Annotated in this window: 22 protein-coding genes; all 22 read right to left on the reverse strand. The window is 29.4% G+C overall.

Going from position 1 to position 25018, the window contains the following annotated elements; all coding sequences use genetic code 11:
- Window positions 1–7: 7 nt before the first annotated feature.
- The 22 genes from ACN6I1_RS09745 to ACN6I1_RS09850 all read right to left on the reverse strand — a co-directional run bounded on the left by ACN6I1_RS09745 (window position 8) and on the right by ACN6I1_RS09850 (window position 24941).
- Window positions 8–622 (reverse strand): chemotaxis protein CheC, encoded by a 615-nt coding sequence (locus ACN6I1_RS09745; RefSeq protein ID WP_021429539.1) that lies wholly within the window; start codon window positions 620–622, stop codon window positions 8–10.
- A gap of 17 nt (window positions 623–639) precedes the next feature.
- Window positions 640–1719, reverse strand: a complete 1080-nt coding sequence (locus tag ACN6I1_RS09750) for a protein-glutamate methylesterase/protein-glutamine glutaminase (protein ID WP_419741783.1) — start codon at window positions 1717–1719, stop codon at window positions 640–642.
- A gap of 60 nt (window positions 1720–1779) precedes the next feature.
- Window positions 1780–3954: a chemotaxis protein CheW gene (locus tag ACN6I1_RS09755; RefSeq protein ID WP_419741784.1), complete on the reverse strand. Its 2175-nt coding sequence runs from the start codon at window positions 3952–3954 to the stop codon at window positions 1780–1782.
- 35 nt (window positions 3955–3989) lie between these two features.
- Window positions 3990–5729: a methyl-accepting chemotaxis protein gene (locus tag ACN6I1_RS09760; RefSeq protein WP_419741785.1), complete on the reverse strand. Its 1740-nt coding sequence runs from the start codon at window positions 5727–5729 to the stop codon at window positions 3990–3992.
- A gap of 226 nt (window positions 5730–5955) precedes the next feature.
- On the reverse strand, window positions 5956–7710 hold the full coding sequence (locus ACN6I1_RS09765; protein WP_419741786.1) for a methyl-accepting chemotaxis protein: 1755 nt from the start codon (window positions 7708–7710) through the stop codon (window positions 5956–5958).
- Between the two features lie 239 nt (window positions 7711–7949).
- Window positions 7950–9686: a HAMP domain-containing methyl-accepting chemotaxis protein gene (locus tag ACN6I1_RS09770; protein WP_419741787.1), complete on the reverse strand. Its 1737-nt coding sequence runs from the start codon at window positions 9684–9686 to the stop codon at window positions 7950–7952.
- A gap of 130 nt (window positions 9687–9816) precedes the next feature.
- Window positions 9817–10419 carry a hypothetical protein gene (locus tag ACN6I1_RS09775; protein ID WP_419741788.1) on the reverse strand — a complete coding sequence of 201 codons (603 nt, stop codon included), beginning with the start codon at window positions 10417–10419 and terminating at the stop codon, window positions 9817–9819.
- Between the two features lie 15 nt (window positions 10420–10434).
- Window positions 10435–11016, reverse strand: coding sequence for a hypothetical protein (locus ACN6I1_RS09780; protein WP_419741789.1), 582 nt, complete (start codon window positions 11014–11016; stop codon window positions 10435–10437).
- Window positions 11017–11090: 74 nt separating this feature from the next.
- The gene (locus ACN6I1_RS09785; protein WP_419741790.1) at window positions 11091–13025 is read right to left on the reverse strand and encodes a [FeFe] hydrogenase, group A; all 1935 of its coding nucleotides are present in this window, start codon (window positions 13023–13025) and stop codon (window positions 11091–11093) included.
- Between the two features lie 132 nt (window positions 13026–13157).
- Entirely contained in the window at window positions 13158–14219 is a 1062-nt protein-coding gene (gene ispG / locus ACN6I1_RS09790; protein WP_021433569.1) for a flavodoxin-dependent (E)-4-hydroxy-3-methylbut-2-enyl-diphosphate synthase, read from the reverse strand.
- Window positions 14220–14250: 31 nt separating this feature from the next.
- Window positions 14251–15270: an RIP metalloprotease RseP gene (rseP, locus tag ACN6I1_RS09795; protein ID WP_419741791.1), complete on the reverse strand. Its 1020-nt coding sequence runs from the start codon at window positions 15268–15270 to the stop codon at window positions 14251–14253.
- A 12-nt stretch (window positions 15271–15282) separates the two neighbouring features.
- Entirely contained in the window at window positions 15283–16434 is a 1152-nt protein-coding gene (locus ACN6I1_RS09800; RefSeq protein ID WP_419741792.1) for a 1-deoxy-D-xylulose-5-phosphate reductoisomerase, read from the reverse strand.
- Window positions 16435–16498: 64 nt separating this feature from the next.
- Window positions 16499–17275, reverse strand: coding sequence for a phosphatidate cytidylyltransferase (locus tag ACN6I1_RS09805; RefSeq protein WP_419741793.1), 777 nt, complete (start codon window positions 17273–17275; stop codon window positions 16499–16501).
- 12 nt (window positions 17276–17287) lie between these two features.
- Complete coding sequence (locus tag ACN6I1_RS09810) at window positions 17288–18022, reverse strand: isoprenyl transferase (protein WP_021429498.1); 735 nt, start codon at window positions 18020–18022, stop codon at window positions 17288–17290.
- Window positions 18023–18052: 30 nt separating this feature from the next.
- Window positions 18053–18256 carry a hypothetical protein gene (locus tag ACN6I1_RS09815; protein ID WP_021429454.1) on the reverse strand — a complete coding sequence of 68 codons (204 nt, stop codon included), beginning with the start codon at window positions 18254–18256 and terminating at the stop codon, window positions 18053–18055.
- Between the two features lie 2 nt (window positions 18257–18258).
- Window positions 18259–18816: a ribosome recycling factor gene (gene frr / locus ACN6I1_RS09820; RefSeq protein WP_419741794.1), complete on the reverse strand. Its 558-nt coding sequence runs from the start codon at window positions 18814–18816 to the stop codon at window positions 18259–18261.
- A gap of 24 nt (window positions 18817–18840) precedes the next feature.
- The gene (gene pyrH / locus ACN6I1_RS09825) at window positions 18841–19545 is read right to left on the reverse strand and encodes a UMP kinase (protein ID WP_021429515.1); all 705 of its coding nucleotides are present in this window, start codon (window positions 19543–19545) and stop codon (window positions 18841–18843) included.
- Between the two features lie 66 nt (window positions 19546–19611).
- Window positions 19612–20517 (reverse strand): translation elongation factor Ts, encoded by a 906-nt coding sequence (gene tsf, locus ACN6I1_RS09830; protein WP_021429471.1) that lies wholly within the window; start codon window positions 20515–20517, stop codon window positions 19612–19614.
- Window positions 20518–20580: 63 nt separating this feature from the next.
- Window positions 20581–21303 carry a 30S ribosomal protein S2 gene (gene rpsB / locus ACN6I1_RS09835; protein ID WP_021433574.1) on the reverse strand — a complete coding sequence of 241 codons (723 nt, stop codon included), beginning with the start codon at window positions 21301–21303 and terminating at the stop codon, window positions 20581–20583.
- A 315-nt stretch (window positions 21304–21618) separates the two neighbouring features.
- Window positions 21619–22806, reverse strand: coding sequence for a D-alanyl-D-alanine carboxypeptidase family protein (locus tag ACN6I1_RS09840; protein ID WP_025161578.1), 1188 nt, complete (start codon window positions 22804–22806; stop codon window positions 21619–21621).
- A 77-nt stretch (window positions 22807–22883) separates the two neighbouring features.
- Window positions 22884–23828: a potassium channel family protein gene (locus ACN6I1_RS09845; protein ID WP_419741795.1), complete on the reverse strand. Its 945-nt coding sequence runs from the start codon at window positions 23826–23828 to the stop codon at window positions 22884–22886.
- A 123-nt stretch (window positions 23829–23951) separates the two neighbouring features.
- Window positions 23952–24941, reverse strand: coding sequence for a protein kinase domain-containing protein (locus ACN6I1_RS09850; protein WP_419741796.1), 990 nt, complete (start codon window positions 24939–24941; stop codon window positions 23952–23954).
- Window positions 24942–25018 lie beyond the last annotated feature (77 nt).

Here is a 25018-nt window from a genome sequence, read left to right on the forward strand (position 1 = left end):
TGTTCTCCTAACAAGCAAAACCTAGTGAGGATAGTAATTTTTCACATGACTCAACTTTAGGAATAAAATAATATTTACCTTCTATATTGTTATCTGTCGTAAAGAAGTCAGTCTCTATACATAGTATTGAATCTGAAACTGGTCCATATAATGATATAGGTAGATTCATAATTGCTCTGACCATATCTACACTGAAATATGGAATAGAAGGATCAATGCTTAAACTAGTCATATCTGATATTGCTGTTAAGTATGTCCCACATAATATGTTGCAAATTTCTCCTATTGAACTTAATTCTTTACGTACTAAATCATAGTCTTCTTTATCAAATTCTAGGTTAGTTCCAGTTACTTTTGATAGTAAATTAATAGCAGAATCGAGTTTCATTATAACTAGTATAAAACCTTCCATGTCTCCTGATAATTGTAAAACAGTTCCTACAACTAACTCTTCTGGAGAATCATAACTATTAGTTATATCAGAAAAACTGATTAAATCACTCTTTGGTATTCCTATATCTACAATCTCATTTAACATCATACCTAATGAAGTAGATGCATTTCCTGATCCTATATTACTAATTTCTCGAAATACATTTAATTTATCACATTCAAAGTTCATATATACCCACTTTCTATCTACTCTTTATCTCTTATTGTAGATTCTGATCTTTTTAATTGATTTAATATTGCATTTGGTATCATATCTAAAGAAGTTTCTTTCAAAACTGCTCCAATATTTTTTGCTGCCATAGGCATTCCATAAACAACACATGAATGCCTATTTTGTCCTAATGTATATCCACCTGCATTTTTTATATCAAGTAGCCCTTTAGCTCCATCGGATCCCATTCCCGTTAAAATAATACCTATAGTATTTTTTTTAGAAGCTTTTGCTACTGATTGAAATAAATAATCTACTGAAGGGCAGTGTCCAGTGACTTTTTCACCCTCTTTAATTTCTAATACATATTTATTGTTTCTTTTTTCAACTCCCATTTGTAAAGCTCCAGGAGCTATATATGCATGTCCGCTTAAAATTTCTTGTCCATCTTTACCTTCACATACATTTATAATACACTCTTTGTTTAGCCTCTCTGCGTATCTTTGAGTAAATACAGGCGGCATATGTTGAGTTATTACTATTCCTGGTAATCCAGCTGGTAACTGTTTTAAAAGTTTTCCAACAGCTTCTACACCTCCCATGGAAGCTCCAATAGCAATTATATCTGTATTAGATTTAGTTCTTATATTTTTTGTTACACTTTTTTTATTTGCAACAGTAGTAGGTTTATTTAAATTATTTCTTGAATAATTATCTTTAACTAACTTAGCTACAGATGCCTCTTTTATTTTACTCGCTAATTCATTAGCAAAATTGTTCATTCCTCTTGAGTCTGGCTTTTCTACAAACCCAACGGCTCCTGCATTTATTGCCTCAAAGCATCTATCATCTGCACCACTTATAACAATAGTGGGTATTGGACATTGTTCCATTAAAATTTTCAAAAACTCAATGCCACTCATACCTGGCATTTCAATGTCTAATGTCAATACATCTGGTCTTAGTTCAATTATTTTATCTCTAGCTTCATAAGGGTCTTTAGCTGTTCCTACAATCTCTAATTCTGAAAATTCTTGAAGATACTTAGCTATGACACGACGAAATATACTAGAATCATCAATTATTAGAACTTTTATTTTTTTGTTTACTTCCATATAACGTCTCTCCTTCTGAGTATTTACGATGTCTTCTATCTCTAGTTTGATCTTTTTTTATTACTCACTTATAATTGCATTTGCATCAATTATCAAGCTAATAGATCCATCTTCTAATATAGAACATCCAGACATATATGATTGAATTTTTTCAAATTGTGTTAATAGTTCTGGTATAGGTTTTATTACCACTTGTTGTTGACCAATAATTCCATCAACAATTATACAAACATTACCTATCTCAGATTCAACTAAAATCATAATTCCATTGTCATTTTTTTCAGCGTCTATTCCTAATATATTTGATAATCTTCTAATCTCATAACAGTTGCCTCTTATTATACTGTGTTCTTCTCCATTTGGATTTTTAACTATCTCATAGGCTCCTTGTCTAAATACTTCTTTTATGTTAAGTGCTGGTATTATATATATTTCATTACCTACTCTAACTTTCATTCCATCAACAATGGCTAAAGTTAAAGGAATTCTAATTACTATATTAGTTCCTTGACCTTTTTCGCTATCAATAGCTATTGAACCTCTTAGTTGTCTTATGTTTGTATATACAACATCCATTCCAACCCCTCTACCAGAGTACTCACTTACAGCTTCTTTTGTAGAGAATCCAGGTGCTAGAATGAAATTATAAGCTTCTTTATCGCTTATTTCATCTATACTTTTACTTGTGATTCCCTTTTCTATAGCCTTTTTAACAATTGCTTCTTTATTTAAACCTCTACCATCATCTTTTATTATTATAACTACATCTCCACCAGTATTCCTAGCTTCTAATAATATAGTTGCTTTTTCTGGTTTTGAAGTTTGTTGGCGTTCTTCTGGAGTTTCTATTCCATGGTCCATACTATTTCTAATCATGTGCATTAATGGGTCAGATATGTTTTCAAGTATATTTTTATCAACTTCTGTTTGATCTCCCACTAATTTTAAATCTACTGATTTCCCAGTCTTTCTACTCATATCTCTTACAACTCTTTGCATTTTTGTAAAAGTTGAAGATATAGGAACCATTCTCATAGACATAACTACATCTTGTAATTCAGTTGTTAATTGATGTAATCTTCTAGCTTGCTTTTCAAAATTATCACGATTGAAGTTTTCAAGCTGAGATTGTTTTTCTACCATAGATTCAGTTGTTACAATCTCGCCTACTAAGTTCATCAACATATCAATTTTACTTATATTTACACTTAAGTAGTTATTTTTACTATGTGTGTGATGTTGATTTTCCTCTTGTTTTGAATCCTTTTTTGTAACCTTATTTTCATCATTTGTTTTTTCATTTTTTTCTTCTTTATTAGCTTTACTTTCTTCTTCAATATGTTGAATATCTTCTTCAACAACTATTTCTTCCTTTATTTCCTCTATTTTAACTTCAGGAACAATAGTTTCTTCTACTACTGTTGCAGCTATTTCTTCTTCAAATTTTTCTTCACTTGAAGAACTTATATTAAATACACTTTCTAATTCAGTTGCATCTGTAACCTCTTTTATTTCTAAACTTTCTAAGAACATAGTTTCTTTTATGCATTGTTCTATCGACTCTTTTTCCTCTTGTGTACTTAAATATATTCTAAATCCATCATTTATTATTTCATTATCACATTCAACTTCTAAGTTTTCGGGAATTGTTTTTATAAATGAACACTTACTTTCTATCATAGCAAGTACTCCTAGAGCCCTAATTCCCTCCATGCCGCAGCCATTTTCAAATGAAACTTTAGCATAAAACTGTTTTTCTCCATCCTTAGGCATTTTTATCTCAATTTTTTCTTCTAACTCACTACTTTGTGCTATATCTTTTTCTTCACTTTCAGACTCTTCTTTTAATAACCCGCCTACTCTTTCAAGTAGTTCATCTATACTGGCTTCTGGAAGTAATCCATCCTGAACATTTAATATTTCTTCCTTTAAAAAATCTATACTTACTAAAACTACATCAACTAGTTCTTCCCACTTATTGTTAGAAAGTTCTCTTCCATTTCGTATTTCATCAAAAACATCTTCTATGCTATGTGTAAGCTTAGTTAAACTATCATATCCCATCATAGCTGAAGACCCTTTAATAGTATGCATTGCACGGAAAATTTCTTCAATTTCTTCTTTTCCTAATTTTCCTGTATCAGATTGCCCAACAAGTAGAATTTCTTCTAATTGTTCTAGTAATTGCATATTTTCATGAACATAAAATTCATTTAAAGAATCCATTCCGCTCATACTCTGTCTCCTTTATTAATTAAACTTTTAAATTTTTAATCATTCTTAGCAAAATAATTTACTTCGTTTTTGTTAAAATCTATATTTTTATTTGAATCTCTTAAAACAAACTTATCTATAAGTGATTTTAGCATTTGAGCTTGTCCACTTAATTCTTCACTTGCTGCTGCACTTTCTTCTGATGTTGCTGAATTTGTTTGTACAACTTCAGAAATTTGATCTACACCTACTGTAACTTGAGCAATTGAATTAGCCTCATCTTCAGATGCTTTTGCTATATCATTAACTAGTGCAGTAGTTTTGCTTGTTGTATTTATTATTTTTTGAAGCGACTGAGCTGTGTTATCTACAATTTTTGTTCCATTTTCTACTGCTTCTATTGAATTTTCAATTAATGTAGATGTATTCTTCGCTGCTTCTGCTGATTTTGCTGCAAGATTTCTTACTTCATCTGCAACTACTGCAAATCCTTTACCAGCTTCTCCTGCTCTTGCAGCTTCTACTGCTGCGTTTAATGCTAATATATTAGTTTGGAATGCTATATCATCTATTGTTTTTATTATTCTTCCTATTTCATTAGATGTAAATGATATATCTTCCATTGCTTTAACCATTTCTTTCATTTGCTCATTACCATCTTTAACTTGATTAGCTGCATTTAAAGTTAATGAGTTAGCTTTTTTTGCATTTTCTGCAGTTCCTTTTATTTTTTCAGATATTTCATTTATAGTAGAAGATAATTCTTCAATTGCACTTGCTTGTTCTGTTGCTCCTTGTGATAACATTTGAGATCCACTAGCAACTTGATCCGATGCAGCTCCAACCTCTTCAGATGCTATGTTTATTTGTTCCATTGTTTCGCTTAAATCATTTGTTATCTTATTTATAGATTTTTCAATATATTTAAAAACTCCTATATATTCAGCTTTAGTATCTGTATTGAAATTTCCCGATGAAACATCACCTAAAACTCTAACAGTATCTTCTATAATATCTTTTATTTTATTGCTCATTTGAGTCATGCTATTTGATAAAACCCCTAATTCATCCTTTGACTCATAATTTAAATCAATATCAAAATCTCCAACAGCCATTTTATTAGCAGCTACTTCTAATTCTTCAATTGGTTTTTTTAAGCTCTTTGTAATGTAAATACATATAATAGCTCCGGATACTATACTAATCACATTTAAAGTTGTTGATATAATTTGTGAAGTTTTCACTGATGCAGATACATCCTTATCAAAATCATTCCCTATTTTTTCAGCCTCTTTAAAAAGATTTTCTGATGTTTCTGTACATGCAGTAAATACTTGTGCATATCCAGTAAGATCTATTTCAGTCATAGGTCCTTTAAAATTTGGTTGTTGAGTTGTATTATATATTTTTTCATACTCTTGCTTTAATTGTTTTGCATCTTCCTCGATACTATCAAGATATTGACTAATTTTTTTATTTTCTATAGCTTTTTCAGGTCCACTTCTTATATTTTGAATTGTTTTTTCAAGACTATCAAACTCTGCTAAAACTAACTTTCTTGTTTCTACGTGCTCATTATCTGCAAATCCGCCATTTATTCTTCTTGAAATTCCAACTAAATCTCTACGTATTCCCATGGCATCAGTTGTTAATTCATATGGTCCTTCAAATAATTCATGGCTTACTCTCCCTGCTTCTTTCAAATTATATAATGTATATAAATTTGAAACTGTTGTAAGCACTAATAAAATTACAAAACAGATACCTAACTTTTTACCTATTTTTAAATCCTTCATGTGTATGCCTCCCCGTACTTCATTTTGAATAAAGTTAATAAAATTAGTTCATTTAATAAAACAGTTTATCTTATTTTTTATACGGATAAATACATGCATACTTTAGAATATAATTATATAAATAAAAAATTTTTTCACTTTAAAATTAATTTTTCTATTCGCAAAAATAGAAGCCTCAAAGCTTCTATTTTTTAAAATATTTATTAAGAATATCTAATTTTTAATATTAATTTCGAGCTAAGCTTTGCTCATCATCTCTAGAAAAACTTATATTATTCTTAAGTTTATTTTCATCCTTTATTTTAAAATTCTCTATTAAAGATTTTAACATTTGAGCTTGTCCATTTAACTCTTCACTTGCTGCTGCACTTTCTTCTGATGTTGCTGAGTTTGTTTGTACAACTTCAGAAATTTGTTCAACACCTAATGTAACTTGAGATATTGAATTAGCTTCTTCTTCAGATGCTTTTGCTATATCATTTACCAATTTAGCTGTTCTATTTGCTGTATTTATTATTTTTTGAAGCGACTCTGCTGTATTATCTACAATTTTAGTTCCATTTTCTACTGCTTCTATTGAATTTTCAATTAATGTAGCTGTATTTTTTGCTGCTTCTGCTGATTTTGCTGCAAGATTTCTTACTTCATCTGCAACTACTGCAAATCCTTTACCAGCTTCTCCTGCTCTTGCAGCTTCTACTGCTGCATTTAATGCTAATATATTAGTTTGGAATGCTATATCATCTATTGTTTTTATGATTCTTCCTATTTCAGTTGATGTAAAGGTTATATCTTCCATAGCTTTAACCATTTCTTTCATTTGGTCATTACCTTCTTGAACTTGTTTTGCAGCATTTAAAGATAATGAATTAGCTTGCTTAGCATTTTCAGATGTATCTTTAATCTTTTCAGATATTTCAGAAATAGTTGAAGATAACTCTTCAATCGCACTTGCTTGTTCTGTTGCTCCTTGTGATAACATCTGAGATCCACTTGCAACTTGATCCGATGCAGCTCCAACTTCTTCAGATGCTATATTTATTTGTTCCATTGTTTCACTTAAATCAGTTGTTATTTTATTTATAGAGTTCTCAATGTGTTTAAAAACTCCTATATATTCTGTATTTGTCTCTGTATTAAAGTTACCTGATGCAACTTCGCCTAAAACTCTAACTGTATCTTCTATAATATCCTTTATTTCATTACTCATTTTAGCCATACTTCTCGATAAAGTTCCTAATTCATCTTCTGATTCATAATTAACATCAATATCAAAATCTCCACTAGCCATTTTATTAGCAGCTACTTCAAGCTCTTCTATAGGTTTTTTTAAACTTCTTGTTATATATACACATATAACCACACCTATTATTACCGAAATAATATTTAATGCTATAGATATTGATCTTGAAGTTGACGATGTTTCTTTGACACTTTGATTAAATTGAGTTCCTAATGTTTCTGCATTTTCATATAAATTTACAGATTGATCTATACAAGAACTATAAATATCCCAATACTTTGTACCTTGTGCTGTCATTTCTTCAGCATGTTTATAATCCTTTTTTTCTAAAAAGGCATAAACTTGTTCATATTCATTTTTTAAGTTGTCAATTGAACTTCTTAAATTATCAATTGATGTTTGGCTCTTTTTTGCAATTTCACTTTCTTCACCTGAAAAAGACTTTTCAATTAAATCAATTCTTTTATTTACACTATCAAAATCTTCTAAGATTGTCTTTCTATACTCTACTGGTTGTTCTCTAAGAATTGAATTTCCTATATTTCTGCCTATCGAAACCAAATCTCTACGAATTCCCATACTCTCTGTAGTGACCATATAAGGTCCTTTAAATAAATCATCATTTAGATTTTCAGCTTTTTTTAAGTTTGATATAGAGTAAATATTTGCAGCTACTGTAACTAATAGTACTGCAATAAAAGACAAACTTAATTTTTTACCTATTTTTAAATTTTTCATACATAACCCTCCTTGCTTTAACCTTGCTGATATTACAAATCAAAATAATTTGCTTAATCTTTATACGGATAAATATATGCATGCTTTAGAATTTAATTACCATAAATCATTTTTATTAAACATTAAAATCTTTTTATTCAATAACTTTTTTCTTTCAACTAGATACTAAGCCTGTAAACACTATGGATTTTAAGTAACAAAAAAAGAAGCTATAAAGCTTCTTTTTAAAATGATTTTATTTAATAATTGTTAAATGCTAATTCATTTTCTTCATCTTCATTAAAATTCATATCGCTATTTAGTCTATTTAATTTTTTCAAACTAAAGTTATCTATAAGTGATTTCAACATTTGTGCTTGTCCATTTAACTCTTCACTTGCTGCTGCACTTTCTTCTGATGTTGCTGAGTTTGTTTGTACAACTTGTGAGATTTGGTCTACACCTAACGTTACTTGATTTATAGAGTTTGATTCATCCTCTGATGCTTTTGCTATGTCATTTACTAAAGCAGTAGTTCTATTAGTAGTACTTATTATTTTTTGAAGTGATTCCGCTGTATTATCTACAATTTTTGTTCCGTTTTCTACAGCTTCTATAGAATTTTCAATTAATGTAGCTGTATTCTTTGCTGCTTCTGCTGATTTTGCTGCAAGATTTCTTACTTCATCTGCAACTACTGCAAATCCTTTACCAGCTTCTCCTGCTCTCGCTGCTTCCACTGCTGCATTTAATGCTAATATATTAGTTTGGAATGCTATATCATCTATTGTCTTTATTATTCTTCCAATTTCATTTGATGTAAATGTTATATCTTCCATCGCTTTAATCATTTCTTTCATTTGATCATTACCTTCTTGAACTTGTTTTGCCGCATTTAAAGTTAAAGAGTTAGCTTGCTTTGCATTTTCTGAAGTTCCTTTTATCTTTTCAGATATTTCATTTATAGTAGAAGATAATTCTTCGATTGCACTTGCTTGTTCTGTTGCTCCTTGTGATAACATTTGAGATCCACTAGCAACTTGATCTGATGCAGCTCCAACCTCTTCAGATGCTATGTTTATTTGTTCCATTGTCTCACTTAAATCAATTGTTATTTTATTTATAGAGTTTTCAATATATTTAAAAACCCCTATGTAATTTGCATTTGTCTCTGTGTTAAAGTTACCTGATGCAACATCTCCTAAAACTCTAACTGTATCAGTTATAATTTCTTTTATTTCTCTACTCATTTTATCCATACTAGTTGATAAAGTTCCAAGTTCATCTTTCGATTCATAACTTACAGAAATATCAAAATCTCCACTAGCCATTTTATTAGCAGCTATTTCAAGTTCTTCTATAGGTTTCTTTAAACTTCTTGTTATGTATATACATATTATTATCCCTACCCCTATAGCAAAAACACTACTAGCTATTGATATCGCAGTAGCTTTTGAAGAAATTTCTTTTACTTCTTTATTAAATTCTATTCCTCTAGCCTCTGCCTTTTCATTAAGAGCTGTTGCTGTTTCAACACATTTGTTATAAACTTCCCAGTATGGTGTATTTTTTTCAGTTATTTTTATAGCACCAGTGTAGTCCCCTCTTTCCATAGCAGATTGAACTATTTCAAATTGTTCCCTAAATTTTACAATAGATGATTCAATGTCATCTATTAACTTTTTATCTCCATCAAATGAACTTCTAAGCAACTTTATATTTTCCTCAACGCTATCAAAGTCTTCTCGTACTATCTTCCCATAATATTCTGGACTTTTTTCTATCATTGCATTTCCCATATTCCTACCAATAGAAACTAAATCCCTACGAATTTTCATAGTTTGATTTGTTGATTTATAAGGTCCTTCAAATAACTGATTACTTAGCTTTTCTGATTTTTTTAGGTTATTTATGGCATAAAAATTTGCACATGCTGTAATAATTAATAAAATACCAAAAGATATAATTAATTTTTTACTTATTTTCCAGTTTCTCATAAACGTATCTCCTTACCCCTTAATTTTTAATTTATTTGTAATTATGATACGGACAAACGTTTTAACACTTTAGATTTTATTTATCAAATAAAAATAAAAAAGGCTTATAAAGCCTTTTTTATTTTTTTCTCTATTTAGTTTTTATTCCAAAGAATTCTTTTGTATCATTCATAAATTTAGTAAAATCTGATTTTACATTTTCATCAACTTTTAATGTATCACTTAGTCCTTGTCTAAATTCAACTTCTGATTTAGACATTAAATCACTTGGTATTTCACCTAATTTTTTAATTCTAGTATCTAATTCTTTACTTAATTTTTCTGATTCAGATATTAGTTTATCATTCATTTCTTTTACTTTAGGATCTTTAGTATCCACTTTTTTTAGTGATGTTGTAAATTCATCGACTTGTTTCTTGCTTTCTTCATAATCTTTCTTTAAATCTGCTACATATTTTTCATTTCCTGGGTAATCTTTTGTAGCTTCATCTACTCTTATTTGCTCATAACCATTGTAGTTGTCTAATCTAGCCATATTAGTTTGATATAATTTACCAAACTCTGTTTTGTAATTTTCTAAAGTCATATCTGTATATTTTTTGTCTGAATTTTCAGTTGTTGATTGTGTTACTTTTTTTTCTTCTGTTTTTTCTGCTGTTTTATTTGTACATCCTACAGCTCCAAAAGTAAGTACTCCTATTAATCCTAGCATTACCAGTTTTGAATATTTCATGATTTACCTCCAAGTTTATTTGTTTAATTCTATATTTAAATAACTTTTTATACTTTTTATAGAATTTTCAAACTTATCCGTAATTCTTTCAGATATTTGAAAATTGGATTCTATATATTCTATAAAGTTCTCTGAATCTAAAGAATGTTTTTCGCTGGGGATGGATTCCAAAGCATTTATCTTACTATTTATTTCACTTATTAAAGTATTGCTATTTTCTACTAAATCATTATTCATATCAGTGAGCTTTAAATCTTGCATTACCAAATTATTCATATCTTTCTTAAATCCTGATATATGCCTTTCACATATTCCTAATAAATTTTTGTATTCATCAAGATAGTCTGCATTACTTGTTAGTTCTTGATTTTTTAAAAATTTTTCAGCATTATCAAATTCTTCTATATACAAAGGTTCTATATATTTTTTATATGAATTAGTAAATTGCTCATTATACTCAAAGATGCTTAATCCATTTTGATTAACACTTTCATTATTGTTTGAATTATGATTAGTACTTTTATAAAAACTACATCCACCTAATAAAACATTACCAATTATGATACAAATCATTGATAATATTTTAATATTCCGCATAAAAATTCTCCTTCCAACAGACTACATTCATATTATCCCTATAAAATCAAATTTTATTTATCTAAATGAAATATTTATTTTTTTACTTTAACAAAGTACTTTGTATGAAGAAGTTCATGTGCCTTATGACTCAATGGTTTTCCTAAATATTTATCATAAATAGCTTGTACCGCTGGGTTTTCCTTTGATACTCTTAAATCAGATGATTTATCTATGTTGTTTAATCCCTCTGCTCTTTTTTCTATACTTTCAATTCTTTTTTTAGCTTTAGGTTGACCTCCGCCACCTACACATCCACCTGGACACGCCATTATCTCTATTGCATGGAAAAATTCTTCTTTAGCTCTTATTTTATCTAGCATTTTACCAGCTTCCTTTAGTCCATATGCAACTCCTATTCTAAGCTTTATTCCGTCTACTTCTAAGTCACATGATCTAAATGAATCCCATCCTCTTAAGCAAGTAAATTCTACATTTTCTAACTTTTTACCAGTCATGTTTTCTATTGCTGTTCTAGTTGCAGCTTCAATTACACCACCAGTTCTTCCAAATATTATTCCAGCGCCTGTATATTCACCTAAAACTTGATCTATTTCTTGATCCTCAATTTCTTTTAAATCAATTCCTGAGTCTTCAAATATTTTTATAAGTTCTCTAGTCGTTATAACATAATCTACATCATAGTTTAGACCTCTTGAAAATTCATGTCTTGATGCCTCATACTTCTTAGCTATGCATGGCATTATAGCCACAGATGTTACTTCATCTCTACTAAGTCCTTTTTCTTCTTTAGCCCACAAATCTTTGGCAACTGTAGCAAACATCTGCATTGGTGATTTTGCACTTGATGGAACATCTAACATATCTCCGTAGTTTTGTTCTATAAATTTAACCCAAGCAGGACAACAAGATGTAAGTATAGGAAGCTTAACATCTTCATCCCCTGCGAAATGTTTTTCTAATCTTTCTTGTAGTTCCGCTGCTTCTTCCATTATTGTAAGGTCTGCTGCCCAAGTAGTATCAAATACATAGTCTACACCTAACTTTCTAAGTGCAGCAGCAATTTTCTTCTCAACATTTATCCCTGGTTCAAATCCAAATGCTTCTCCTATAGCTACCCTTATAGCTGGTGCCATTTGAGTAATTACAATTTTATTAGGAGTAGCTAAATCTCTTAAAAATTTAAGAGTATTATCTCCAGCAGTTATAGCATCAACTGGGCATGATGCTATACATTGCCCACAATGAGTACATCTATTGTAGTCAATATAGTGTTGTTCTTTTCTTTCTCCTACTATACAATCCACAGGACAAGCTCTTTTGCACGCTCCGCATCCTATACATTTACCTGTTATTGTAAGCTTAACAAGATTATTACATTGAGCTGTATAGCACTTTTCATCTTCTATATGTTCTTCTATTTCTCCATAAAACTTATCTATTATTTCTTGCATTATATTGTGTTTTTGATTTAAAGTATCTTTTACTTCATTTGCAAGTTCTCTTAATATGAAAATATCTCTCATATTAGATCTACCTTTACTAATTCTATCTAATATTTTCCACATTTCCATTATTTCGTTTTTAACTTTTGCATATTTTTTAAATTTATCATCTTTCATTTTTCCCATTAAGAAATCTATGTAGAATTTAGCATACTGAACTATACAGTCTTCTTGAGAAAGAATTATTATGGTTCTACTACACTCTGAGTTAAACAAAGTAAAGTCTAGTTCTTTGTCTAAACTATCTTCTGTTAAAAAACCTCCAAATGGAATTCCTAATTGAGCTGCTTTAAAATCCCTATTTTTTATTATTCCTCCAGCTAAATCTATAATATCCTTAAGTGTTGCACTTTCCGGAACTTCTATAATTCCAGGGTTATTTATTTTACCTGAAATAGCAATCTTTCTACTACTATCAGTAATTTGCTTTAGCTCTTCTTCACTAAACACTGTGAAAACAGATCCCAATGAACTTTGAATTATTGTTGATTTATTATCTCCCATTTTGAACTCTCCTTAAATAGAAATTAAATTTACATTATTAATTAACTTCTCCATTATTGTAACATAATATTCCAATTAATTTTTGTAAAAAAAAAGTTAAGTTGAAACATAATGTCTCAACTTAACTTTTTATTATTTATTAAATTTATCTATCTCATTCAACAGCTCTTCAACTAAGTTATCGCCCTTTATTTTTCTGATTATTTCACCTTTTTTAAATAATAATCCTTCCCCTTTTCCTCCTGCAATTCCTATATCTGCTTCTTTAGCTTCTCCAGGACCGTTAACTGCACATCCCATTATAGCAACAGTCATATCCTTATCTACTTTATTGATTTTTTCTTCAACTTCATTTACTACACTTATAAGATCTATATTACATCTTCCACATGTTGGGCAAGATATAACCTTTATTTTATCATTTAGTAAATCCAAGCTTCTAAGTATCTCTTTACCTACTATAACTTCTTCTGTAGGGTCTCCTGTCAGAGATATTCTTATAGTATCTCCTATTCCTTTTAATAAAAGAGCACCTACTCCTATAGAAGATTTTATAGTTCCTTTTTTTACACTTCCTGATTCTGTTATCCCTATATGAAGAGGGTAATCAACTTTTTTAGATATCAGTTCATATGCCTCTATAGTTTTGTAAATATCAGATGATTTAAGCGATATAACAATATTGCAAAAATCTAAATCTTCAAGTATTTTAACATGCCCAAGAGCACTTTCTACAAGAGCTTCAGCTGTAGCAGATCCATACTTTTCTAGAAGTTCTTTTTCTAATGAACCTCCATTTACACCTATTCTTATTTTAAGATTTTTTTCTTTACATTTATTTACAACCATCTTAACTTTCTCTATACTACCTATATTTCCTGGGTTAATTCTAACTCCATCAACCCCTTGGTCAATAGCCTCTAAAGCTAATCTATGGTCAAAATGTATATCTGCAATCACAGGTATATTTACATTTTTCTTAATTTCACCTATATTTTTAGCAGCTTCCATATCTGGAACAGCGACTCTAACTACATCACATCCAACTTCTTCTAATCTTTTAATTTGCTCTATTGTAGCTTTTGCATCCCTTGTATCTGTATTTGTCATAGATTGTATAGATATAGGATTATTCCCACCTATCTTTAAACTTCCTACACTAACCTCTCTACTAAGTCTTCTTTCGTAACTCATAATCTCACCTTCACTTTCTAGTAAAACGTTGCTACATTCCAACTAATCTAACTATGTCTTTATATGTTACAAATAACATAAACACCATTAATGCTCCAAATCCAATTAGATTTACCATACCTTCTTTTTCTGGATCTATCTTTTTCCCACCTCTTAAAAACTCTATAAATAAGAAGAATAATCTTCCTCCATCAAGAGCTGGTATAGGAAGTAAATTCAATACCCCTAAGTTTAAACTTATTACAGCTGCTAAATATAACACATTCATTACACCTACTTTTGTAGCATCTGCAACTATGCTTATTACACCTATAGGCCCTGCAAGTGAACCTTCTACACCACCTGGTAAAGTTCCTGTTATTAACTTTCCTAAGACTGCAATCATTTGACTTAACATAGCTATTGTTGATTTTATAGCCATTCCAAATGATCCCAGAATATCTTTTTTATTTTCTGGATATATACCTATTATATAGTTACCCTCTTTAGACTCTGGCGTAACCTCTACTTCTTTTTCTTTTCCATTTCTGTCAATAGTTAATTTTAACTCTTTTCCCTTAGAATCTTGAATATTTTTGCTTAACTCATTCCAATTTTTTATATCATTACCATTGATTTCAGTTACAGTATCTCCAGCTTGAATACCAGCTTTTTGAGCAACACTTCCATCTATAACTTCTTTCAATGTTGTACTTGGCATTCCTTGATACATATATATACCTGCTAAAATCACAGCTGTAAGTAATATATTAAAAAATGGTCCTGCAAATAATATACTTGCCCTTTGAAGTATACTTTTATTTCCAAATGCTCTTGGATCATGCGAGTCTCCATCTTCACCTTCCATAGCAACATATCCTCCAAGAGGAAGTAGTCTTATGCTATATACGGTTTCACCTTTTTTAAAGCTATATATTTTCGGTCCCATACCAATAGCAAATTCATGAATTCTAACACCTGCTTTTTTTGCAAATAAAAAGTGTCCAAGCTCATGAATAAAAACTATCACACCAAAAGCTAAAATAGCTATTAATATAGTTATTATATTCATATTTTCACCATCCTATTTTATACACTGTTTTACAAACTCACGGCTCCAATTGTCTATATGTAATATTTCTTCTAATGTCGGTTTTTCTATACTTTTATGTGCTTCTAACGTTTTTTCAATATACTTAGGAATATCGTAAAACTTAATTTTATCTTCTAAGAATTCATTTACTAAAACTTCATTTGCCGCATTTAATACTGCACAATATGTACCTCCCATTTTTAAACTATCATAAGCAAGTTTCAAGCATGGGAATGTATTTAAATCTGGCTTTTCAAATGTTAAACTGCTTAGTTTAGAAAAATCTAATCTTTCAAAATCATTAAGTAGTCTATTTGGATATGTTAGAGCATACTGTATAGGTAATTTCATATCAGGGCATCCCATCTGAGCAATTATAGAACTATCTACAAACTGAACCATAGAATGTATTATACTTTGAGGGTGAACCACTACATCTATTTTATCCGGTTCTACATTAAATAACCATTTAGCTTCTATAACTTCTAATCCTTTATTCATAAGAGTTGATGAGTCTATGCTGATTTTTCTTCCCATACTCCAATTCGGATGTTTTAATGCTTCATTTTTAGTTACATGTTGTAGTTCTTGCTTAGATTTACCTCTAAATGGTCCTCCTGATGCAGTTAAAATTATACTATCTATTTCTTTGTTATTTTCACCATTTAAGCATTGAAATATAGCACTATGTTCACTATCTACAGGAAGTATATCTACATTTCTTTTCTTCGCCTCTTCCATTACTAATTGACCTGCTGTAACTAAAGTTTCTTTGTTTGCAAGTGCTATAGTCTTGCCTTTTTTTATTGCCTCAAGAGTAGGCACTAAACCTATCATACCTACTATAGCAGTTAAAAGTACATCTATTTCATCTAAAGATGATATTTGTACCAAGCCTTCCATTCCACTTAAAACTTTTATGTCTATATCGCTTGGTATCATATTTTTTAATGCTTTAGCACTATCTTCATCATATACAGCAACATACTTTGGTTTAAATTCAGTTATTTGTTCTAATAATAAATTTATGCTACTATTTGCAGATATAGCTACTACTTCAAACTTATCTTTATTTTTTCTCACTACATCTAATGTTTGAGTTCCTATAGAACCTGTTGACCCCAATATTGATATTCTTTTCATTGCCTTTGTATTCCTTTCTGATAATTTAAATATTATACAATTAAAGCTTCAGAAACCCCTGAAGCTAAATAAATAAATATATTGCATAATAAACAAATGGTGCTACTAGTATAACACTATCAAATCTATCTAATATACCACCATGTCCTGGTATTAATTTTCCATAATCTTTTATTCCTACGTATCTTTTTATAGCTGATGCAAATAGATCTCCAAATTGTGCTACAATACTTCCTATGCTTCCCACTAAAACCATGTGAGGTATATCTAACTTGAATATATAGCCAAATATTACACAACAAATTGTAGATCCTAAAATTCCACCAATACTGCCTTCGATTGTCTTTTTAGGACTTATTGTAGGTATTAGTTTGTGTTTTCCAAATAAATACCCACTAAAATATGCAAATGTATCTGTCATGAATGATATAATAAATATCAACCATACATAAATTGCACCTAATTTAAAATCATTAATTGTTAAAACTATATAATCTAAGAATATAGGAACATAAAATATTCCTATAAATGTTATAGAAAAATCTATAATATTTTTCTTGCCTGATAAAATATAAATTATTCCTACCAAAAATAGTAAAAATACAATTACATATGTGTATTCATTTTTCAAATTTAAAATATGCTTTAAAGACAAGTATATGGCAAATAAATATCCTAAAATACTTATAGGTTGTATATTTTTACTTTTAAATGCCTTATAAAACTCATCCAATGCAATAATTCCTATAATAGCTTCTGCTATATATAGTGGTAGCCCCCCATATATTACAAATAGTAATAATGGTATTAGCGCTAATGCAGCAATGATTCTTACAACCATAAAATAATCTCCTTACTTAAGTCCACCAAACCTTCTATCTCTACTTTGGTAAACATATATAGCTTTCCTTACTTCATTCCCATCGAAGTCAGGCCAGTATACATCTGTAAAATAAAATTCTGAATATGCAATTTCCCATAATAAGAAGTTACTTATTCTCTGTTCACCACTAGTTCTTATAATTAAGTCTGGGTCCGGTATAGACTTAGTGCTTAAATATTTTGTTATAGTATCTTCAGTTATATCTTCTATATCTATTTTACCACTTTTACAATTTTTTACTATATCTACAACTGCATTTTTTATATCATTTCTACTACCATAATTTAATGCTATATTTAAGTTTAATCCAGTATTATCTTTAGTTATATCAATTGCATTTTTTATAGCATCTAGAGATTTACCAGGTAATACATCTATATCACCAATAGTTGTTATTTTTACATTATTTTTATGTAGTTCTTTAAGCTCTTTGTTTAGATATGTATATAGTAGGTTCATCAAAGCATCTACTTCTAACTTTGGTCTTTTCCAATTCTCTGTAGAAAATGCATATAAAGTTAAGTGCTTTACCCCTAATGCTGAACATTCTTTCGTTACAGCTCTTATAGCTTCAACTCCAGCTTTATGACCCACTGTTCTTGGAAGGAGTCTTTCTTTTGCCCATCTCCCATTCCCGTCCATTATTATTGCTATATGAGTAGGTACGTTACTTAAGTTTATGTCATATATAGTGTTTTTATTCATAAACTACCTCCCAATAAAATTTTCTGACTCCTATTTTAAGGAGTCAGCAAAGTATGTTTGTATTATTTCTATACTATTTCCTACTTTAGATATTTTAATAACTCTAGGAATAATTAAAGTATCTTGATCTTTATAGCCATTTATAGTAGTTATAGTATATTGTTTATTTTCTTTTTTAAAAAAGCTCTCTACTTCTTCAGTATGAAGTCCTAATAAGTTATAATAACTTTCCAATATTATACCGCCATTATATCTTGTTCTTTAGCTTTTAATAACGCATCTACTTCTTTTACAAACTTATCAGTTAATTTTTGAACTTCATCTTGAGATTTCTTTAAATCATCTTCAGTTATATCGCCATCTTTTTCCATCTTTTTAAGTTTATCATTAGCATCTCTTCTTTCATTTCTTAATCTAACTTTAAACTCTTCTGCCACTTTACCAGCTTGTTTAGCTAATTCTTTTCTTCTTTCTTCTGTTAAAGCTGGAACTGATATTCTTATAACTTGTCCATCATTAGTTGGGTTTAATCCTAAATCTGAGTTTCTTATAGCTTTCTCTATTTCAGCCATAGCAGTCTTGTCCCAAGGATTTATCATTAAAGTTCTAGGCTCTGGAACTGATATTGCTCCTACTTGATTTACAGGAGTTGGTGTTCCATAGTAATCAACTCTTATTTTATCTAACATTTGAGCATTAGCTCTTCCTGCTCTTATTGTAGTGAATTCTGCTTTAAGAGCTTCTATTGTTTTGTTCATTTTTTCTTCTAATTGTTTTTTTACTTGTGCGCTCATTATATTTTCCTCCTTAATAGTTTATTATTTTACAGTAGTTCCTATATTTTCACCCATAACCGCTTTTATTATATTCTCTGTAGAAAGTTCAAATACCTTTATTGGTATCTTATTATCCATACATAAAGATGTAGCAGTTGAGTCCATAACTTTAAGTTCTTTTTGTAAAACTTCTATATAACTAAGTTCTGTAAACTTTTTAGCATCCGCATGTACCTTTGGATCTTTATCATATACTGCATCAACATTTTTTGCTAATAATATAACTTCTGATTCCATTTCTGCAGCACGAAGTGCAGCTGCTGTATCAGTTGAGAAGTAAGGATTTCCTGTTCCCGCTCCGAATATAACAACTCTAGATTTTTCTAAGTGTCTAACTGCCTTTCTTCTTATATAAGGTTCTGCTATTTGTCTCATTTCTATAGCAGTTTGCACTCTTGTTAATACATCTATGTTTTCAAGAGCATCTTGTAGAGCCATAGCATTCATAACTGTAGCTAACATTCCTATGTAGTCAGCAGTAGTTCTGTCCATACCTTCTGATGTTCTTCCTCTCCAGAAGTTACCTCCTCCAACAACTACAGCTACTTCTACACCTATACCTTGAATTTGTTTTATAGCATTAGCTATCTCATTTACAACGTCATTGTTTATACCAAATCCCTTTTCTCCAGCTAGTGCTTCTCCACTTAATTTAAGTAATACTCTTTTATACATCGGCTTTGTCATTTGAAATCCTCCTTAGTTAATCCACTTTTTAAAAAAGAGAACACCGAAGTGTTCTCTTTTGGTTAATTACTTAAGTTGCTTAGCAACCTCTTCAGCAAAGTTTTCTTCTTTCTTTTCTATACCTTCACCAACTTCGAATCTTACGACTCTAGCAACCTTTATTTCAGAACCTACTTTTTTAGCAACGTCTGCAACTAATTGCTTTATAGTTAAATCTGGGTTTTTAACGAAAGCTTGCTCTACTAAACAAACTTCTTTTAATTGTTTTTCTAATCTTCCCTTTATCATCTTTTCAACTATATTAGCTGGTTTTCCTTCATTTAATGCTTGTTGAGTTAATATTTCTGTTTCATGAGCTATGTAGTCTTGGTCTACGTCATCTTTAGAAACATACTTAGGATTCATAGCAGCAACTTGCATAGCTATATCTTTTCCCATTGCTAATACGTCAGCATCTCTTGCTTCTGTTTCTAATTCAACTAATACACCTATTTTACCACCACCGTGGATGTATCCTGCAACTTGTCCGTTAGTAGATACTTTCTCGAATCTTCTTATATCTAACTTTTCTCCTATAGTAGCTATTCTGTTGTTTAATACTTCAGATAAAGCTCCTTCTTTATGAGATTCAGTTAATAATCCAGCTACATCTTCTTTCTCAGTAGCTAAAGCCATTTCAGCTACATCTTTAACGAAAGTTTTGAAATCTTCGTTTTTAGCAACGAAATCTGTTTCTGAGTTTATCTCAACTATAGCACCAACTGTGTTATCAGCGTTCATTTCTATAGCAACTAATCCTTCAGCAGCTATTCTATCAGATTTCTTAGCAGCTTTAGATAATCCTTTTTCTCTTAATAAATCTATAGCTCTTTCCATATTTCCTTCAGCTTCTTGTAAAGCCTTTTTACAGTCCATCATTCCGGCACCTGTAGTTTCTCTTAACTCTTTAACCATTTGTGCAGTTATAGCCATTGGTATTCCCTCCTATATATTACTAATGGTAAGGGTATGCCCCCTTACCATTAAATTATTTTATTATTCTTGATCTTCAGTTACTTCTTCTTGATCATCAGCTATAGCTTGTCTTCCTTCTATTATAGCAGTTGCCATAGCACCAGTTATTAACTTAACAGCTCTTATAGCGTCATCGTTACCTGGTATAGCAAAGTCTAATTGCTCAGGATCACAGTTTGTATCAACTATACCTATTACTGGTATACCTAATCTGTGAGCTTCTTGTATAGCTATGTTTTCTTTTCTTGGGTCTACTACGAATATAGCAGCTGGTAATTCAGGCATATCTTTTATACCGTTTAAGTATTTCTCTAATTTTTCTTTTTCAGCTCTTAACTTTATAACTTCTTTCTTAGGAAGAACGTTGAATACTCCTTCTTCTTCCATTTTTTCTAACTTTCTTAACTTGTCTATTCTAGTCTTTATAGTTTTGTGGTTTGTTAACATTCCACCTAACCATCTTTCGTTAACGTAGAACATTCCACATCTTTCAGCTTCTTCTTTTATAGCTTCTTGAGCTTGCTTCTTAGTTCCTACGAATAATATAGGTCTTCCAGTTTCAGCTACTTCTTTAGTGAATCTGTAAGCTTCCTCAACTTTTTTAACAGTTTTTTGTAAGTCTATTATATATATTCCATTTCTCTCTGTGAATATATATTGAGCCATCTTAGGGTTCCATCTTCTTGTTTGATGTCCGAAATGAACACCAGCTTCTAATAATTGTTTCATTGATATTACTGCCATTTTTACCTCCTGGTTTTACCTCCGACTTGATCAACTCTCTAAAAAACCCTCTAGGCACCTTTTAGAGATCACATAGTCGTGCGTTATTTTATTTTTTACCTCAGTTAGTATATCATAGCCCATTATAAATTACAATATCTTTTATAAATTTTATATCCTTATTATATATGTACTATTATTTTCTATTTTTCTTCATTTCCCTAAGTAATTATTGCCAAATTTTCAAAAATATATTCAACTTAAATCATAAATCAATTTTTCATTTTTTACCCATAAAAAAAATAAGATAGAGTTAATACTCTATCTTATTTTTTATTATTTTGAAAACAACATTTTAACTTTAGTGATTAAAGAAGCATTATCCACATCTTTCGCACTAACTATATCAATACTACCCAAGATTTCTCCATTATCAGTATAGTATTTAATTACACCTAGTACATCACCCTTTTTAATAGGATATTCTAATTCTTTTAAAGTTAACTGTGTATTTAAATTTTCTTCATTTCCTAAAATTGTATATAATTCATCTTTAGTTCTAAGCTCTACTTCTAATTCTTCTAATCCCTTTATATATTTTTTACCTATTAAATCATTTTTACGTATTACTTTTTCTGTATGATAATTCTCTTTCCCATAATTTAGCATATCTAATGATGCTGATAATCTTTTATTTTTATGATTAGCTCCCAAAGATACACCTATAACTCTATATTTTCGCATATCATTTTGTTTTTTTACATTCATTGAAAATGATAAACAATATCCTGCATTGCCTGTGTATCCAGTCTTAATTCCATCAACATCAGGTATTATTCTTAATAAAGGGTTAGTGTTATTTTTTTCAAATCCTCTATTTGGATTTGAATAGGTTACCATATCAGTAACAGATGTAACTTGTTTTTCATAATTATCAAACATATACTTACCAAGGGTTGCAATATCTCTAGCTGTTGATATATTTTGTTTTGGTTGAGCCTTAGGATTTTGTAAGTCATATATAGGTAGTCCATGAGGATTCACAAAATGGGTATTGCTCATTCCTATATCTTTAGCCTTTTTGTTCATAATTTTTACAAACTGCTCTGGACTTTTACCTATATGAGTAGCTATAGCAATTGCTGCATCATTCCCAGAAACTATCATTAATCCTTTCATCAGCTCAATTAACTCTACTTCTTCATTTTCTTTCAAATGATAACTTGATCCTTTTACAGATGCTATTTTTTTAGTTATTTTAATTTTATCCTTAGGACTTACCTGCTTGTTTTCAATAGCTTCTATAGCTATTAAAAACGTCATCATTTTACTTAAACTGGCTAATGGTCTTTTTTCATCTGGATTTTTAGCATATAAAACTCTATTTGTATCTTGGTCTATTAGTATAGATGATAGAGAATACTTATCTACTTCTTTTTCTTTTTCTGTTGCAAATATAGTATATGGAGTTACAAATGCTAAAATTAAAATAAATGATATGATTTTCTTTACTCCTAATGTCATTTTTTCACCTTCTTAAGTTAATAAGTATATATTAATTTTTCACTTATTTACTTAAATATATATCTAGTAATTATTTACTATCTTGACATTTTCCTAAAAATTACAGAAGCCCATGATGCTCCCATAGTTACTCCAAGAAAAACTTCTATACTTACTAGAGCTTTTCCAGCCATATTAATTACTGTCATATCTCCATATCCTACCGTACTGAATGTAATCATACTAAAATACCATAAATCAATATAATTTTTAATTAACTCATATATATTTTTAACTTCACCTATTTTTATTATTTCATCATTATATTTAACTCCCGTTACCATATATAAAGTAGCAAACAAACTTATTATAAAAAAAGATATTATAAAAATATTTAGAGGCTTTTCTCCATATCCAATTATTATTCTTGATAGAAAATCTATAAATTTAGCATTTATATATTGAATATTACCTCTAAATCCACTTCTTTTTATGCATTTACCTCCATAATATCTTTCCATGTAATAATAGTGTCCAAGTTTTTCATAATCTCCAGTTATACTACATTGATTTTTTGCTATTCTATAATTAATCTTTGCATTTTCATAATTGTTTTTACCATACTTTATATCTTTTAATAAAACCTTTGTACAATTACTAAAAATAATTCCATCTAATCTAGGCAAGTTTTTTATATTTTCAAACGAAATCTTTTGACCTTTTATTTTTGAATGTATAAAAATTTTCTCACTAGTTAATTCTCTACTAAACTCTACATTTTTAAAGATACAATCTCCACAAAAAACACAATTTTTAAAAGATACCTTATTTTCAAAGGTAATATTTTTAAAAGTAATATTTTTTTCAAATCTACAATTATCAAATATCACATCTTTTTTAAATAAAGCATCGGAAAAATCTATATTTTTGTTTTTACTCAATTCATGTAGTTTATCACTATTTATAATAACAACTTCATCAAATATTAAATTAGTATAATCTATGCATTGTTTTTTTTTAAAGTTTATATTTTGTTTAATCATCGACTATACGTCCTCCAATTTTTATAGTTATTATTTTTTGATATTAATTAAATTTTATTCATAATATAATAACTTCATTAGTTGTATAAAAAAACTGTTTCAAAGATTAACTTTGAAACAGTTTTATTTTATAGTCATCCCAAGCACTAAAAAAGAAACAATGGCAATTGCTCCTAATGCTGCAAATTTACTAAATCTATGTATGTGTTTTTTATTTTTTACATATTCATCTTTATGTACTATTAAATCTTGTTCAATATTTTCATTTTCTTCATCTTTTTCACATATATTTTCAACTTCATATAGATATTCACTTAAGTCTATCATAACTTCTTGAGGCGTTTGATATCTATGCTTTCGACTTAACAGTTTTTTTACTATATTTATGATTTTTTCTGGACTTTTTCCGGTGTCAATTTTTCTCCAGCATATACCCTTGTCCATTCTTCTTATGAGTTCCTCTTCATTTTTTGCTTCTCCATAAGGGTGTTCTCCAAATATCAATTCAAACAAAATTACTCCTAGAGCATGAAAATCGCTACTTTTATCTGTATACCCTAGACAAATTTGATGAGGACACATATACTTTAAGTTTTTAGAAAATCTTTTTATTCCATTATTAAAAATTTTATTATTAGATTTTATAATTCCAATGTTACTTAACTTTACATTATATCCTTCATCTATAATTATGTTACTTGGCTGTAGACATCCATGATATATATCATAGCTATGTATTACTTCTAGTGCATTTAATATTTGTCTAAAAATTATAATTATTTCATCCATATTCAATTTATGAAATTTAGTTAATTGGTTCAAAGTGCTACCTTCCATATACTCACTTATAACATAGTATAATTCCGTTCCATTTTCAAGCTTATCCATCCCTACATCTTTTACTTTAAGTATATTTGGCGAGTTAATTTCATTTATAGATGTTGATTCATCAATTAAGTTAGATATAAATTTTTCACTTCTAATTATTCCTTTATCTATGATATTTATAATGACCAGCTGCTTATCGTAAGAATCTCTGCCTTTATATAGACACGAATTAGAACATCTTCCTATTTCTTCTACAATTTCATACCTTTTTCCTATATATACCAAATAATCTCCCTCCCAATATGCGTGCAAACATTTTCTATCCTTAGTTATATTATAACAACTTTGGAAATAATTGTAAT

The organism is Paraclostridium dentum, from assembly GCF_048568265.1.
Classification (GTDB): domain Bacteria; phylum Bacillota; class Clostridia; order Peptostreptococcales; family Peptostreptococcaceae; genus Paraclostridium; species Paraclostridium dentum.